The organism is Pseudomonas sp. WS 5078 (assembly GCF_012985745.1).
In the GTDB taxonomy this organism is placed as follows: Bacteria; Pseudomonadota; Gammaproteobacteria; order Pseudomonadales; family Pseudomonadaceae; genus Aquipseudomonas; species Aquipseudomonas lundensis_A.
On sequence record NZ_JAAQWX010000002.1, the window covers coordinates 426,991 to 442,510 of the forward strand.

Sequence of the window (15,520 nt, forward strand, 5' to 3'; positions counted from 1 at the left end):
CTCCTCAGCGCACGCGAATCGACGGTGCGCCAGCCCCACGGCGCAGGGTGGCAAGAAAGTGTTCCAGGGGCGCGGCAGCGGCCACTTCAGGCAACTGATCCTTGTCCGGGCGCTTGGCCCAAAAATCGTTCCAGGACGGAAACAGATCATGGAAGGTGCCCGCGTAGGGTTCGCGTCCCGGCCAGCGCATTTTTTGCGAGCCGATCGGCGGCTTGTTCAAGTCACTGGCGTACCAGTAACACGGCAAGCGTCGACGAAAATACCAGCGTCCCTGCACCCGCTCGTAGTCATCCCAATACAGCATTTGCATGGTTACCCACTCGGGGCCGGTTTCATGCTCGTTCTTGGAATACACCACGCCAATCGCATGATCGGCATCGGTGAACTCAATCAGGTGCTGGCCCAGATGGTGGGAGGTGCCCTGAAACTGATGGCGCAGCGTGTCGTCGACCCACGCCTTGAGGTGCGCCCGCCCGGTTTTCTCGCGCCCGACGCGGATGTCTTCGGCAAACAGATTGACGTGCGCATCGAGGTCGCGCATGTCCAGCGATAAGGCGTATTTGCCAGCCAGTTGACGAATTTCTTCGATCGACTCAAGCCGGTCGAGACGGGCGAGCAAGGCGTTCTGTTCCATAAGCGGTGTCCTTAAAACGATCTTTAAAAGCGGTCGCCCGGTCGGGCTATTCCAGAACCGTGTACAGCTCGCTGCTGCGCCCGCCATCCACTGGCAAACTGGCGCCGGTGATGTACGAGGCCTCGTCGCTGGCCAGGAACAAAATGGCGTTGGCCACTTCTCGGGGCTGGCCAACGCGCTTGAGCGGAATCAGCTTTTCGGTGTTGTGACGGGTTTTGTCGTCCGTCAGCATGCCGCCGGTGGCCGGCGTCTCGACCACGCCCGGAATCACCACGTTGCAGCGAATGTTGTGGCTGGCGCCTTCACTGGCCGCTGCACGGCTAAAGTTGATGACCGCAGCCTTGGCAGCGGAATACCCGGCCATCCACGGCGTGCCGAACACCCCGCAGATCGACGCAATGTTGATGATCGAGCCGCTGCCCTGCGCGCGCATCAGCACCATGGCCGTGCGCGTGCCCCAAAACGTACCGTCCACTGTGGTGGAAAAATTAGTGTGCCAATCGGCAGTCGAGGTGCTGTCAATCGCGCCCCAGCTGTAGGCCATTGCGTTGTTGACCAGAATGTCCAGCCGCCCGTTGCGTTCGGCCGCAGCACTGATCGCCGCGACAAACGCCGCTTCCTGACTCACATCCGCCACCGCGCATTCAGCGCGGCCGCCGGCGTCACGCACCTGCGCCGCCACTGCTTCCAGCGGTTCGATCCGGCGCCCGCAGAGCACGACCAACGCGCCCTCCTCGGCAAACCGCAACGCAGTAGCCGCGCCAATGCCAGAACCTGCGCCGGTGATAAATGCAACCTTGCCTTGTAAACGACTGCCCATGACCTGCTCCTCGATACGCTGTTAGATAAAGGCCATGCCGCCGTTGACGGCGAGGTTTTGCCCGGTGATAAAACTGGCGTCATCACTGGCCAGAAAGGCTGCTACCCGGGCGATTTCATCGGTTTCGCCCATGCGCCCCAGGGGGATGGCGTTGAGCATGCTTTGCATCCAGTCGTCCGGGATGTCGGCCATCATTGGGGTGTTGGTCGGGCCAGGGACGATGGTGTTGACGCGAATGCCCTGACCGGCCAGTTCACGGGCCATGCTGCGGGTCAGGCCCATCACGCCAGCCTTGGCCGCGCAGTAGTGGCTCGGGCCATCGCCCGTGATGGCGGCGGTGCTGGAGATATTGATAACCACGCCCGGCGTTGCCGCCGTGAGCATCAGCTTCACCGCCTCACGGCTGCAGAAAAACGGGCCGGTCAAGTTCACGCCAATCACGCGCTGCCAATGCTCATCGGGGGTGTCGGCGAAAGCATCGATAGAGCCGATACCGGCGTTGTTCACCAGCACATCAAAACGCCCGAACCGGGCAAACACCGCCGCCATGGCGGTGGCGACCGAATCGCTGTCTGCCACGTTGCAACCCACGGCCATGGCGTTGTCGCCCAGCCCTTCGATGGTCTGGCGCGCTGCCTCCAGGTTGATGTCCGCTGCCACCACATGGGCGCCCTGTTCGGCAAAATGCCGCACGATGGCACGCCCCATGCCTTGGCCTGCACCGGTTACAAACGCCACTTTGTTGATTAGCTTCATACGCTTCTCCCGCTTGCCAGATTGCTGCCCGACTGCAGCGTGTGACGGCTGACGGCGGGATACAGGAGCAATCATTGACTGCAGGGAACGGCTGAACATCGTCCGATGGGACTAAACCGGATATCGAGGCGCTGACGATGACGTGACAGGGTTCGCAGCCTTGGGCGACGCCAACTGGCAAAGTTGTGGGGCATGCCCCACAGACACGCAATTGGCACAGGCGCGACACGTGGTCTGAACGGACGATGCTGTTTTCGACCCGCCTGTGAAATAACCCTTCCCACTAGAACAAAAATCGGGAGTACCCGCCGTGAGCACACCCTTGCGCCCCACCTGGCGAACGCATTACGCATTAGGCGTACTGGCCGCCATTTATGTTTTCAACTACATCGACCGCTTGCTGATGGCGATTTTGATCGAACCGGTGAAAGCCGAATTCGGCATCTCCGACACCGGCATCGGCCTGCTGTCAGGCGTTACCTTTGCGGTGTTTTACACCCTGTTCGGCTTCCCCCTCGGACGTCTGTCTGATCGGGTCGGGCGTAAATCAGTGATTGCCTTCAGTTGCATCGCCTGGAGTGTGATGACGATGTTCTGCGGCCTGGCGGCCAGTTTCAGCATGCTGGTGTTGGCACGAATCGGGGTCGCCATTGGCGAAGCCGGTGGCACTGCGCCGTCGATGGCCATGGTGTCGGACTTGTACCCGCCGGAACGCCGTTCCACCGCGCTTTCAGTGCTCATGCTCGGCTCCAGCCTCGGGGCAATTTTCGGCCTCGGACTCGGCGGCTGGATCGCTCAACATTACGGCTGGCGCAATGCGTTTGTGATCATCGGCGCCCCGGGTATTTTTCTCGGTTTGTTGCTGTTGCTCACCGTGCGGGCGCCTAAACCCGCACAGCTGGTCAAACCCGCCGACGTGATCCAGGACCATTGGGCCGTGACCCTGCGCCAGTTGTTTGAAATGCCCTCGTTTGTGTGGATTGTGCTCACCGGCGGCTCGGCGGCCATCGCGGGTTATGCCATCGGCACCTGGAGCCCGAGCTTTTTGATTCGCTCCCATGGCCTTAGCCTGCAAGACGCCGGTCTGCTGGCCGGTGTGGCGGGCGGTGCGGGCGCCACGCTCGGCACCCTGACCTGCGGTGTGTTGTGCGACCGCCTGGCACGCCGCGACAAGGGGTGGCAAATCGGGGTGCCACTGTTGGGCACACTCATCAGCATTCCCTTCGCGCTGGCGTATTTCCTGTGGCCAACCGGCACTGCGTTTTATGTCGGCAACACCCCCGTGCCCACCGCGTTTTTGTTTTATTCGGTGTTCAGCTTCTTCGGCACATGGTGGGCAACCCCTTGCTTGGGCGCCATATCGCATTTGTTCCCGGCCACGCGACTGGCACAGGCGACGTCGATTTTTGTGATGGCCATGACCCTGTTGGGGGTCGGTGTCGGGCCGTTGCTGATCGGCATGCTCAGTGACGGTTTTGCACACCGTCTGGGCAACGAAGGGCTGCGTTATGCCCTCGCCTCTTGTGTGTCGTTGCTGGTCCTGGCGTCGGTGTTCCTGGCCCTGGCCTTGCCTCGCTACCGCAACCAATTGATCCATCCGACCCCGGCGGCCGCGCCTTTGGCCAAAACGGTCACCGCCTGATTACTGGAGATTGAGTCATGACTGAACAAGACCTGCCCCTGCCGATTGGGCATTTCGTCACGCTGGACAGTGGCCTGCGCCTGCACTTTCTGGATGAGGGCAGCGGCCCGGTGGTGCTGTGGCTGCATGGCAGCGGGCCTGGGGCCAGCGGTTTCAGCAATTTCAAAGGCAATTACCCAGCCTTCGCCGCCGCAGGTTTTCGCAATCTGGTCGTGGACCTGCCCGGCTTTGGCCGGTCCGACAAACCGGAAGACGCACAGTACAACCTGGATTTTTTTGTCACAGCCATGACTGGCTTTCTCACGGCAGTCGGGGTCAAACGCGCCACCTTGCTGGGTAATTCCCTGGGCGGCGCGATTGCCCTCGGGCTGGCACTGGCCGAACCGCAACGGGTGGAAAAGCTGATCCTGATGGCGCCCGGCGGCGTTGAAGAGCGGGAAACCTACTTCAAGATGATCGGTATCCAGCGCATGGTCGAGCTGTACAACGCTGGCCCGCTGGGCATCGAGCAAATGCGGCGCATCATGAGCCTGCAACTGTTCGACAGCTCGCAGCTGGATGACACGTTGCTGGCCGAACGCGTAGCAGTGGCCGTGCATCAGCCGCGCAACCTGTTCACCACGATGATGGTGCCGAACATGACCGAGCGTCTCGAAGAACTGCAGGTGCCGATTTTAGGCTTCTGGGGCACTGACGATAACTTCAACCCGGCCAGCGGCGCCTTGAAGGTGCTCCAGCATGCGCCCCATGCACGCTTCATCCTGCTTAACCGCTGTGGCCATTGGGTGCAGGTTGAACATCGGACGTTGTTCAACACCACGTGCCTGGCGTTTTTGAACGAATAATCACACCTGCTTGGGCTGACATGACAATGACAACATTCCCTCAGTTACTGGCACCCGGCCGCATCGGTTCACTCACGCTGCGTAACCGCATCATCATGGCGCCCATGGGCTCCAATTTCGCTGAAGCCGATGGCCATTGCGGCGAACGCATTCAGGCCTATTACGAAGCCCGGGCCCGTGGCGGCGCCGGGTTGTTGATCATGGGCGTGTGTTCGGTGGCCTTTCCCGCCGGGACTGCCGAGCCGTTTCAGGTCGGTGTGTCCAGCGATGAATTCCTGCCGGGGCTGAGCCGTCTCGCGGAACGGGTTCACCAGCACGGTGCCAAGATCGCCATGCAACTGCAACACGCAGGCAAGACTTCGGTGCGGGACATGGCCGAAGGTCGCCAGCTGTGGGTGCCTTCGGTGCCACCGGTGCTGCAAAGCGACATGATGGCCGCCCTCACCCCGGAAGAATTGGCCAACTTCGTCAGTTCCATGAAACGGCGCGCCGAAGGCTCACCGATCCGGGTCATGGACCGGGCCGACATCGCGCAAATGACCGAGTGGTTCGCCAGCGCCGCCGAGCGCGCTCAACGCGCGGGCTTCGACGGTGTGGAACTGCATGCGGCACACGGCTACATCATCGCCGGGTTCCTCTCCGCGTATTACAACCAGCGTGACGATGAGTACGGCGGCTCGCTGGAAAACCGGGCGCGGCTGTTGCTCGAGATCATCGCCGCCGTGCGCGCCAGAGTCGGCGCCGACTTTGCACTGTGGTTGCGTCTGGATGCCCAGGAGCTGCACACCCCAGGCGGCATTGATCTGGAGGACGCCAAGGCGGTGGCACGTCTGGCTGAAGCGGCAGGCGTGGACGCGGTGAGTGTGTCTGCCAGCGCACGCATCACCAGCGGTGAAGTGTTTACCGAGGCACCGCTGGTGCATCAGCCGGGCGGCTTTATGGAATGGACCGCCGCGCTCAAGCGCAGCGTCAATGTGCCGGTGATAGCCGTCGGGCGCCTCGAACCCGAAGCCGCCGAAGCCGCATTGAAGCGTGCCGACTGCGATTTCATTGCCATGGCCCGCAAACTGCTTGCCGATCCCGAGCTGCCCAACAAGTTGCTCAACAATCAACAATCCACCATCCGCCCATGCATTTATTGTTATGTGTGCGTGAGCCAGATCTTCGTCAACGAGCGGGTCAAATGTGCGGTCAACCCCATGACAGGGCATGAGTTCGAGTACGTCATTACGCCGTGTGAACAGCCGAAACATATCGTGGTGATCGGCGCGGGCCCGGCCGGTATGGAAGCCGCACGGGTGGCCAGTATGCGCGGGCACCGCGTGACCCTGCTTGAACGCAGCGATCGCCTGGGCGGCACGCTGTTTTTCGCGGGGCTGGCGTACGCCGAGAACGCACGCTTGCTGGATAACCTGCGTGTGCAGGTTGAGCAATCAGCGATTGATGTTCGGCTTGGCACCGAAGCCTCGCCTGCCCTGCTGCGGGATCTGGCTGCCGATCAGGTGCTGGTGGCCGTCGGGGCCGAGCGCGCTGCGCCGTCGATTCCCGGCGCCGATCAGGACCATGTATGGAGCGGCGATGAGTTGCGCCGACTGATGACCGGTGACCGGGCTGATGAAATTGCCAAGCGCAAACTCTCCTTCACTCAACGCACGCTGATGAAAGCGGGCAGTCTGGCGGGCGTAACCGACAGCAGCGAAGCCATGCAGAAACTGTCACGGGTGTGGATGCCGCTGGGCAAACGGGTCACCATCATCGGCGGCGGTCTGGTGGGCCTGGAGTTGGCGGAATTCCTGCTCGCCCGCGGTCGACAGGTGTGCGTGCTGGAAAGCGGCAGCCATTTGGGCAGGGAGCTGGCCATCGTGCGGCGCTGGCGCGTGTTGCATGAGATACGCGCCCATGGCGGTGAGCTGATCACCGGGGCCAGCGTGACATCGATTGACGCAAGCGCGGTCCACTATCGTTTGGCTGATGGCCAGTTGGGGACAAGCCCTGGCGACTCAGTGGTACTGGCGATGGGTGCTCAACCTGACACTCGCCTGCTCGACGCGTTGACCCGGGCCGGGTTGCAGGCGCGCAGCATCGGCGATTGCCACAGCATTGGCTACATCGAAGGCGCGATCCGCGCGGGTCATCAAGCCGGGCGCGAAGCCTGAGGACTGACTGCGGCGAGTACTTTTGTGCTTCACTCTCTGGCGCCCACCTCAAGGAGAGAACCATGGACACAGATGCTCGCCAGCACGCCATCGACAATATCGAATTCAATGTCAGCGATATTCAACGCAGCAAAGCGTTCTATGGCACAGCACTGGGCTGGACCTTCACGGATTTCGGCCCTACCTATTGCGAATTCAGCGATGGCCGGCTCAAAGGCGGTTTCACCACGGGAGAAGCGGTTCGCCCGGGGGGACCGCTGATCATTGTGTACACCCATGACCTGCTGCAAACCCAGCGCGACATCATTGCCGCGGGAGGGACCGTGACCCGACCGGTTTTTGATTTCCCCGGCGGGCGGCGGTTTCACTTCAGCGATCCGGATGGTTATGAGTTGGCCGTCTGGACCCAAACATGATGCATGCATCCCCGGCAGGCGGTGACTGGCATCCTCCGTTGCTGTCCAGGCACCCCCGGCAAACGTTCGTGACTCCACATTCACAGGCCTAAACCCTGCGCGGCAATCCCTGCATGAACTAAAACCCCGGCAACAGCGTCAATGGCTGTGGCCGGCGCCATCTGACTGGTGATTAACGCGATTAAATGCATGTTGGCATTAATGACTTAGTTGTTTGGTTAGTTAGCTTGCTTAGCGAATTAACCGACCTTTAATTGCCAGGCAGTGACCTTCAGAAGAAAGCTGCAGATTGCAAGCTAATTAACTTACAGGGCGCTAACTACTTTCCTGAATAGCACCTGTCAGGTTGCTGAAAAACATGCCGTGTTGATCTGTCTTTCATAGGTTTTTCACAAAAGTGCGTTTAACGTATGCGCTGTCGTGGCGAGCCAGTTACCAGAGTTCGTAGGCAAATCATGTAGATAACCGACTTCGGCGTCTTTACCTTTGCCAACAATAGGCTTTAATCCCTGTGGGCGTAATTCTGCAGTGCGCCTGTGTGTGTCGGGTTAAGACCTGTCGTCTTGTGCCATTGAAACTGACTGGAACGAATACTTTGAAACCCTACCCCATCCAGTGTGTGTCGATCGTCATTCCGGTCTACAACGAAGAACAAAGTTTGCCCGAGTTGCTGCGGCGCACCGAAGCCGCCTGTGCCCAGCTGACGCAACCCTATGAGATTGTGCTGGTGGACGATGGCAGTCGCGATGAGTCGGCCAGCATCCTGCAAGAAGCCGCAGAGCGCGAAGGCAGCCCGGTGGTGGCGGTTATTTTGAACCGTAACTACGGGCAGCACGCTGCAATCATGGCCGGTTTCGAACATTCCAGGGGCGATGTCGTCATCACTCTGGACGCTGACCTGCAAAACCCGCCGGAAGAAATCCCGCGCCTGGTGGCCCAGGCCGCATTGGGCTACGACGTGGTCGGTACCGTGCGCAATAACCGTCAGGACTCCGCCTGGCGCCGTTGGCCTTCACGCCTGATCAACCTTGCCGTGCAGCGCTCCACCGGGGTCGCCATGAGCGACTACGGCTGCATGTTGCGCGCCTATCGCCGCACCATCGTCGACGCCATGCTGGCGTGCCGCGAACGCAGCACCTTCATCCCGATTCTGGCCAACAGCTTCGCGCGGCACACCACCGAAGTGCTGGTCGAGCATGCCGAGCGCGAGCACGGCGACTCCAAGTACAGCCCCATGCGCCTGATCAACCTGATGTTCGATCTGGTGACCTGCATGACCACCACGCCGTTGCGCCTGCTGAGCATCATCGGCTTCAGCATGGCCCTGCTGGGCGGCCTGTTCGCGATCCTGCTGATCGTATTGCGCCTGATCTTCGGCGCCACGTGGGCCGGAGACGGTACCTTCGTTCTGTTCGCGGTGTTGTTTGTGTTCACCGGCGGGCAATTTATTGGCATGGGCCTGCTGGGTGAATACCTGGGCCGCATGTACAGCGATGTGCGGGCACGCCCACGTTTCTTTATCGAAAAAATCGTGCGCGCCGCACCTGCCAGCGCTGACGTTTCGACCACGCCTTCTTCTATTCCTACCTCGACACAGGTCCAATCATGAGTTTGAAAGCCGTAGTTTTCGCCTATCACGATATTGGCTGCACTGGCATTGAAGCCCTGCTCAACGCCGGTTATGAAATCGCAGCGGTGTTCACCCATGCTGACGACCCGAAGGAAAACAATTTTTACGGTTCAGTTGCTCAGTTGTGTGCACGCAAGGGTATCCCGGTGCATGCGCCGGAAGACGCCAACCACCCCTTGTGGGTCGAGCGCATTCGCAAACTGAACGCCGATTACATTTTCTCGTTCTACTACCGCCATTTGCTGGGCGAGGAATTGCTCGCCAGCGTCAGTAAAGGCGCCTTCAACCTGCACGGTTCGCTGTTGCCGCGCTACCGTGGCCGCGCGCCCGCTAACTGGGTGCTGGTCAACGGCGAGACCGAGACCGGCGTAACCTTGCACCGCATGGTCAAACGCGCGGATGCCGGCGCCATTGTGGCCCAGCAACGGGTCAGCATCGAACGCTCCGACACCGCGCTGAGCCTGCACGCCAAACTGCGCGAAAGCGCGGCAACCTTGTTGGCCGAAACCTTGCCACTGCTGCCTGAAGGCAAGCTGACCGAGACCCCGCAAGACGAATCCAAAGCCACCTACTTCGGGCGTCGCACCGCCGCTGACGGCCTGTTGCAATGGGCGCGCCCGGCAGAAGAATTGTTCAATCTGGTGCGGGCAGTCACCCAACCGTATCCGGGCGCGTTCTGCGCAGTGGGCGAGCACAAACTGATTGTCTGGGCCGCCGAGGTAATGCCCGGCAATGAAGGTCTGGCACCGGGCCACGTCATCAGCTGTGAGCCGCTGCGTATCGCGTGCGGCAAAGACTCGCTGGTCATCACCGCCGGGCAGCGCAACGCCGACGGCCTGTACTTGAGCGGCCCGCAACTGGCCCGAGAACTGGGTCTGGTGGACGGCTCGCGGCTGCGCGGCAGTGGGTCCGGGCGCCCTGCCCGCCGTACCCGCGTGCTGATCCTCGGGGTTAATGGTTTTATCGGCAACCACCTGTCCGAGCGCCTGCTGCAGGACGACCGCTACGAAGTGTACGGTCTGGACATCGGCTCCGACGCCATTGACCGCCTGCGCAGCCACCCGAACTTCCATTTTGTGGAAGGTGACATCAGCATCCACACCGAGTGGATCGAGTACCACATCAAAAAATGCGACGTGGTACTGCCGCTGGTCGCCATTGCCACGCCGATTGAGTACACCCGTAACCCGCTGCGCGTGTTCGAACTGGACTTCGAAGAAAACCTCAAGCTCGTCCGCTACTGCGTCAAGTACAACAAGCGTGTGATCTTCCCGTCGACGTCCGAAGTGTACGGCATGTGCCAGGACAAGAATTTCGACGAAGACACCTCCAACCTGATCGTCGGCCCGATTAACAAGCAGCGCTGGATCTACTCCGTTTCCAAGCAGTTGCTGGACCGCGTGATTTGGGCCTATGGCCAGAAAGGCCTGAAATTCACCCTGTTCCGTCCGTTCAACTGGATGGGCCCACGTCTGGACCGTCTGGATTCGGCACGGGTGGGCAGCTCGCGCGCCATTACCCAACTGATCCTGCATCTGGTGGAAGGCACGCCAATCCGCCTGGTGGATGGCGGTGAACAAAAGCGTTGCTTCACCGACGTGGCCGATGGCATCGAAGCATTGGCACGCATCATTGAGAACCGCGACGGCAAATGCGACGGCCAGATCATCAACATTGGCAACCCGGAAAACGAAGCCAGCATCCGTCAACTGGGCGAAGAGTTGCTGCGTCAGTTCGAAGCACACCCGCTGCGCGATAACTTCCCGCCCTTCGCCGGTTTCCGCGACGTCGAAAGCCAGTCGTTCTACGGCACCGGTTACCAGGACGTCAGCCACCGCAAACCGAGCGTTGAAAACGCCCGTCGCCTGATCGACTGGACGCCGACCACCGAGCTGAGCGAAACCATTGGCAAGACTCTGGACTTCTTCCTGCGTGAAGCCATGGTAGAAATCGCGGAAAAACGCTAATGCAAGCAGGCCTGCGTATCGACGTCGACACGTACCGCGGAACCCGTGAAGGGGTTCCGCAACTGCTCGAACTGCTGGATGAAGCTCAGATCAAAGCCACGTTTTTCTTCAGCGTGGGGCCGGACAACATGGGCCGCCATTTGTGGCGGCTGATAAAGCCCCAATTCTTTTGGAAAATGCTGCGTTCCAAAGCCGCCAGCCTGTATGGCTGGGACATTTTGCTGGCGGGTACGGCGTGGCCGGGCAAGCCGATTGGCAAGGATCTGGGGCATTTGATGCGCCAGGCCCTGGCCGCAGGCCATGAAGTGGGCCTGCACGCGTGGGATCATCACGCCTGGCAAGCCAACGCCGGGCGCTGGTCGCAAGCGCAATTGATCGAGCAGATCCGTCGAGGGGTCGACACCCTGAGCGACATCACCGGGCAAGCAGTCGAGTGTTCGGCTGCCGCTGGCTGGCGCGCAGATGAGCGTGTGGTTGAGGCCAAGCAGGCCTTTGGTTTTCGTTACAACAGTGATTGCCGCGGGCACAGCCTGTTCCGGCCACGACTGGCCGATGGCCAGCTGGGCGCGCCGCAAATCCCTGTCGATTTACCCACCTTCGATGAAGTGGTGGGTCCGCACCTGAGTGCGGCTGACTTCAACGCCTACATTCTTGATCGCTTCAGCCCACAAAAGCTGAACGCGTACACCATTCATGCAGAAGTAGAAGGGATTCTTATGGCAAACGACTTCCGGCAGCTGCTGGCACAAGCCCGCGCCCGCGGTATTCATTTTCAGCCTTTGCGCGATCTGTTACCCGCCGATCTCGACAGTATTGCGGCCGGGCAACTGAGCCGTGGCGTGCTGGAAGGCCGTGAAGGCTGGCTGGGAGTGCAACAGCCATGACGATGAATCGCTGGGCTATCCCGTTGTTGATGTTGGCTTTTGTCGCGTTCTACCTGCTGCCGCTGGGCACCCACGGTTTGTGGATCCCGGATGAAACACGTTACGCGCAGATCGGCCAGCAGATCCTCATTGATGGCAATTGGGTCACACCGCACTTCATGGACCTGCGCTACTTCGAAAAACCGATTGCCGGTTACTGGATGATCGCCATCGGGCAGGCCATTTTTGGCGAAAACCTGTTTGGCGTGCGCATTGCCTCCGCGCTAGCCACTGGCCTGAGCGTGTTGCTGACATACCTCGTGGCACGGCGCTTGTGGAATGACCCGCGCAAGAGCGTTGCCTGCGCGCTGGTGTACATGACCTTCGGCCTGATTGCCGGTCAGGCGGGCTACTCCAACCTCGACCCGCAGTTCACCTTTTGGGTCAACCTGAGTATCGTTGCATTGTGGTTTGCGGTGGACAGCCGCACCGTGCGCGAGCGGACCATCAGTTGGGCTGTATTGGGTTTCGCCTGCGGCATGGGCTTCATGACCAAAGGTTTTCTGGCCTTTTTACTGCCGGTGCTGATCGCCCTGCCCTACATGGTTTGGCAGAAGCGCTTTCTGGAAATGGTCAAATACGGCCTGCTGGCCATGTTGGTCGCCGCCCTGGTGTCGCTGCCATGGGTGCTGGCGGTGCATGCACAGGAACCTGACTACTGGCGCTTCTTCTTTTGGCATGAACATATTCGTCGCTTCGCCGGTGAAGACGCGCAACACGGCCGCCCGTGGTGGTTCTACCTGCCGCTGTTGGTGATTTCCAGCTTGCCGTGGGCCGCGTTGTTGCCTGTGACCTTCAAAGATGCCTGGCACAACAGGCGCAACGCCAAGGTAGTGTTTGTACTGTTGTGGATGCTGCTGCCACTGGCCCTGTTCAGCCTGAGCAAAGGCAAACTGCCGACCTACATCATGCCGTGCATGCTGCCGTTAGCCTTGCTGCTGGGTTACGCACTGATGCAACGCGTGGAGCACGCTCAAACCGGCGCCTTGCGCACCAATGCACTGGTTAACGTGTTGCTGGCTGGCGTGGCACTGGCGGCGTTGATCTATTTCCAGATCAAAACACCTTTCTACGACAACGAACCGCTGCACATGACCCTGTTGGTGATCGTGCTGCTGACCTGGATCGTCGCCGGTGCCGTGCAACTGTGGCGCCCGCTGACGCTGTGGGCAGCCCCGGCCCTGAGCATGGGTGTGCTGGTTCTGTTGCTGCCGGCGGCCATGCCCAGCAGCGTGGTGCATAACAAAATGCCGGACCAGTTCGTCCTTGAGCACCTTCAAGAGTTGGCGCCTGCCACGTCGCTGCTCAGCAACGACCTGGGCGCGGCCTCGGCGCTGGCCTGGCGCCTGCGCCGTCCGGATGTGACGTTGTACAACACCCAGGGCGAAGTGAAATACGGCCTGACCTACGACGACGCTCAAGGCAAAAGCATCGGCCTGGCCGAGGTCGGTCCATGGCTGACTGCTGCGCGCCTGAAAGGCCCGGTGGGCGTGGTGATGCGGGTGAAAAGCAGCGATGAGAGCCATGAAATGGACATGCTGCCCAAAGATGCCAAGCGCTACGACGAAGGCAACATGGTGATTCTGATCTTCCCGCAGAGCGCGCCATGACCCTTGCGTTATTGCTCATGGCCTGTGTGCTGACCTGCGCCGGGCAGATCGCACAGAAATATGCGGTCGAAAGCTGGCGTGGGGTGGATGTGGGCATGGCGGGCATGCTGCGCTCGCCCTGGTTGTGGCTTGCGTTGCTGTGCCTCGGGCTGGGTCTGCTGGTGTGGTTGCTGGTCCTGCAACGGCTGGAGGTCGGGGTGGCCTATCCGATGCTCAGCCTGAACTTTGTGCTGATTACGCTGGTGGCGCGCTACCTGTTCAAAGAACCCATCGACCTGCGCCACTGGTGTGGCGTGGGGCTGGTGATCGCCGGTGTGGCGCTGCTGGGGCAACACGCATGAGTCTGCGCCGTGGATTCACCTTTGCCATCGCCAGTGTGTTGCTGGTCAGCAGCGCCCAACTGGGTATGCGCTGGAGCATGACCCGCTTGCCTGAGCCGGCCCAATGGCTGAGCGCACTCAGTCAGGGGGATGTTTGGCTACCGGCGCTGGCCGTGGTGTGCGGCGCAATTGTGGCGTACGCACTGTCAATGCTGTGCTGGTTAATGGCCCTGCGCGATTTACCGCTGGGCCGGGCTTATTCGTTACTGAGCATCAGCTACGCCCTGGTGTATGTGTTGGCCGCCAGCCTGCCGATGTTCCATGAAAGCTTCACGCTTTCAAAAACGCTGGGCGTAACGCTGGTCATTTTCGGCGTGCTCACGATCAACTCTCGACGTACCCCAAGTTCCAGGAACTGCGCATGAAAATCAGTGTATTCGGTAGTGGTTATGTAGGCCTGGTGCAGGCGACGGTGTTGGCGGAAGTCGGTCACGATGTGATCTGCATGGACATCGACCACAACAAGGTTGAGCTGTTGCAGCAAGGTCATGTCAGCATCTTTGAACCGGGGCTCAGCGCACTGGTGCGCGAGAACCTCGACAGCAAGCGCCTGCGCTTCACCAGCGATGAAAAGCTGGCAGTGGAACACGGTCAGGTCCTGTTCATTGCGGTAGGCACCCCGCCCAGTGAAGACGGATCGGCTGACTTGAGCGCTGTGTTTGCCGTGGGCGATGCAGTGGCCCGTCACCGTGAAGAACCTGTGATTTTGGTGGAGAAATCCACGGTCCCGGTGGGCACTGGCGACGCGTTGACCCTGCACATCAATAACGCCTTGAAACAGGCTGGCCGCACGCTGCCATTTGACGTGGTGTCCAACCCCGAGTTTCTTAAGGAAGGCTCGGCGGTCTCCGATTGCCGACGCCCGGACCGCATCATCATCGGCTGCGAACGCGAGCCAGTGCGCGAGGTCATGCGGGACCTGTACGCCCCGTTCAACCGCAACCATGACCGCATCATGTTTATGGACCTGCGCAGTGCGGAGCTGACCAAATACGCCGCCAACTGCATGCTGGCCACCAAGATCAGCTTCATCAATCAGATCGCCGAGTTGGCCGAACACCTGGGGGCCGACATTGAAGCCGTGCGCCTGGGCATTGGTGCCGATACGCGCATTGGCTATCACTTCATCTACCCTGGCTGCGGCTATGGCGGCTCCTGTTTCCCTAAAGACATGCGCGCGCTGATCCACAGCGCCAAGCAGGCCAACTGCTCAAGCGATTTGCTGCAGGCCGTGGAGGCCATCAACGAGCGGCAAAAGCACAAGCTATTCGAGCGCATCAACGCGTTTTTCAACGGTGACCTCAAGGGTAAAACCTTTGCCCTGTGGGGGCTGGCCTTCAAGCCCAATACCGACGACATGCGCGACGCCCCGAGCCGCGTGCTGATGCAAGCGTTGTGGGCGGCGGGCGCGCACGTTCGCGCCTTCGACCCGGAAGCCATGCAGGAAACCCAACGTCTGTACGGGGACGAGCCGCGTCTGAGCCTGATGGGCACGCCTGAATCCACCCTGACCGGTGCCGATGCACTGATCGTGTGCACCGAGTGGCAGCAATTCAAGGCACCGGACTTTGACCTGATCAAACAGCGCCTGAAAACCCCGGTGATTTTTGACGGCCGCAACCTGTACGACGGCGAGCGGCTGGCCAAAGCCGGTTTGCAATACTTCCCGATGGGCCGTGGTGAATCCTGCAACTTGCCGGTATCGCCCTCAATGCCTCTAGCGGCAAGCGTTTAAAGCGTT

At 60.5% G+C, this 15,520-nt stretch carries 14 protein-coding genes; 11 read left to right on the top strand and 3 right to left on the bottom strand.

The features are described from left to right. Positions 1-4: 4 nt before the first annotated feature. The 3 genes from HBN68_RS05160 to HBN68_RS05170 are packed head-to-tail and all read right to left on the bottom strand — an operon-like array spanning position 5 to position 2,210. Positions 5-634 (bottom strand): nuclear transport factor 2 family protein, encoded by a 630-nt coding sequence (locus HBN68_RS05160; RefSeq protein ID WP_169962993.1) that lies wholly within the window; start codon positions 632-634, stop codon positions 5-7. A gap of 46 nt (positions 635-680) precedes the next feature. Next, a complete protein-coding gene (locus tag HBN68_RS05165) occupies positions 681-1,454 on the bottom strand; it encodes an SDR family NAD(P)-dependent oxidoreductase (RefSeq protein WP_094992894.1) in 774 nt (257 codons plus the stop codon). 21 nt (positions 1,455-1,475) lie between these two features. After that, entirely contained in the window at positions 1,476-2,210 is a 735-nt protein-coding gene (locus HBN68_RS05170; protein WP_169962995.1) for a 3-oxoacyl-ACP reductase family protein, read from the bottom strand. A gap of 310 nt (positions 2,211-2,520) precedes the next feature. Here HBN68_RS05170 and HBN68_RS05175 point away from each other — a divergent pair, with 310 nt between their 5' ends. The 11 genes from HBN68_RS05175 to HBN68_RS05225 all read left to right on the top strand — a co-directional run bounded on the left by HBN68_RS05175 (position 2,521) and on the right by HBN68_RS05225 (position 15,514). Continuing rightward, a complete protein-coding gene (locus HBN68_RS05175) occupies positions 2,521-3,852 on the top strand; it encodes an MFS transporter (RefSeq protein ID WP_169962997.1) in 1,332 nt (443 codons plus the stop codon). 17 nt (positions 3,853-3,869) lie between these two features. After that, positions 3,870-4,697, top strand: a complete 828-nt coding sequence (locus HBN68_RS05180) for an alpha/beta hydrolase (RefSeq protein ID WP_094992897.1) — start codon at positions 3,870-3,872, stop codon at positions 4,695-4,697. 26 nt (positions 4,698-4,723) lie between these two features. Beyond that, the gene (locus tag HBN68_RS05185) at positions 4,724-6,853 is read left to right on the top strand and encodes an FAD-dependent oxidoreductase (RefSeq protein WP_094992898.1); all 2,130 of its coding nucleotides are present in this window, start codon (positions 4,724-4,726) and stop codon (positions 6,851-6,853) included. 62 nt (positions 6,854-6,915) lie between these two features. Beyond that, positions 6,916-7,269 (top strand): VOC family protein, encoded by a 354-nt coding sequence (locus HBN68_RS05190; protein WP_094992899.1) that lies wholly within the window; start codon positions 6,916-6,918, stop codon positions 7,267-7,269. 595 nt (positions 7,270-7,864) lie between these two features. Further along, positions 7,865-8,878 (top strand): undecaprenyl-phosphate 4-deoxy-4-formamido-L-arabinose transferase, encoded by a 1,014-nt coding sequence (arnC, locus tag HBN68_RS05195; RefSeq protein WP_094992900.1) that lies wholly within the window; start codon positions 7,865-7,867, stop codon positions 8,876-8,878. Continuing rightward, positions 8,875-10,866 (top strand): bifunctional UDP-4-amino-4-deoxy-L-arabinose formyltransferase/UDP-glucuronic acid oxidase ArnA, encoded by a 1,992-nt coding sequence (gene arnA, locus HBN68_RS05200; RefSeq protein ID WP_169962999.1) that lies wholly within the window; start codon positions 8,875-8,877, stop codon positions 10,864-10,866. Before arnC ends, arnA begins: the two co-directional genes overlap by 4 nt. Next, on the top strand, positions 10,866-11,750 hold the full coding sequence (gene arnD, locus HBN68_RS05205; protein WP_094992902.1) for a 4-deoxy-4-formamido-L-arabinose-phosphoundecaprenol deformylase: 885 nt from the start codon (positions 10,866-10,868) through the stop codon (positions 11,748-11,750). The genes arnA and arnD overlap by 1 nt, the downstream gene beginning before the upstream one ends. Further along, positions 11,747-13,399 carry a lipid IV(A) 4-amino-4-deoxy-L-arabinosyltransferase gene (arnT, locus tag HBN68_RS05210; RefSeq protein ID WP_169963001.1) on the top strand — a complete coding sequence of 551 codons (1,653 nt, stop codon included), beginning with the start codon at positions 11,747-11,749 and terminating at the stop codon, positions 13,397-13,399. Before arnD ends, arnT begins: the two co-directional genes overlap by 4 nt. Beyond that, positions 13,396-13,740 (top strand): 4-amino-4-deoxy-L-arabinose-phosphoundecaprenol flippase subunit ArnE, encoded by a 345-nt coding sequence (gene arnE / locus HBN68_RS05215; protein ID WP_169963003.1) that lies wholly within the window; start codon positions 13,396-13,398, stop codon positions 13,738-13,740. Before arnT ends, arnE begins: the two co-directional genes overlap by 4 nt. Further along, positions 13,737-14,144 carry a 4-amino-4-deoxy-L-arabinose-phosphoundecaprenol flippase subunit ArnF gene (gene arnF, locus HBN68_RS05220; protein ID WP_094992905.1) on the top strand — a complete coding sequence of 136 codons (408 nt, stop codon included), beginning with the start codon at positions 13,737-13,739 and terminating at the stop codon, positions 14,142-14,144. Before arnE ends, arnF begins: the two co-directional genes overlap by 4 nt. Next, positions 14,141-15,514, top strand: coding sequence for a UDP-glucose/GDP-mannose dehydrogenase family protein (locus tag HBN68_RS05225; protein WP_094992906.1), 1,374 nt, complete (start codon positions 14,141-14,143; stop codon positions 15,512-15,514). Before arnF ends, HBN68_RS05225 begins: the two co-directional genes overlap by 4 nt. Positions 15,515-15,520: the final 6 nt, after the last annotated feature.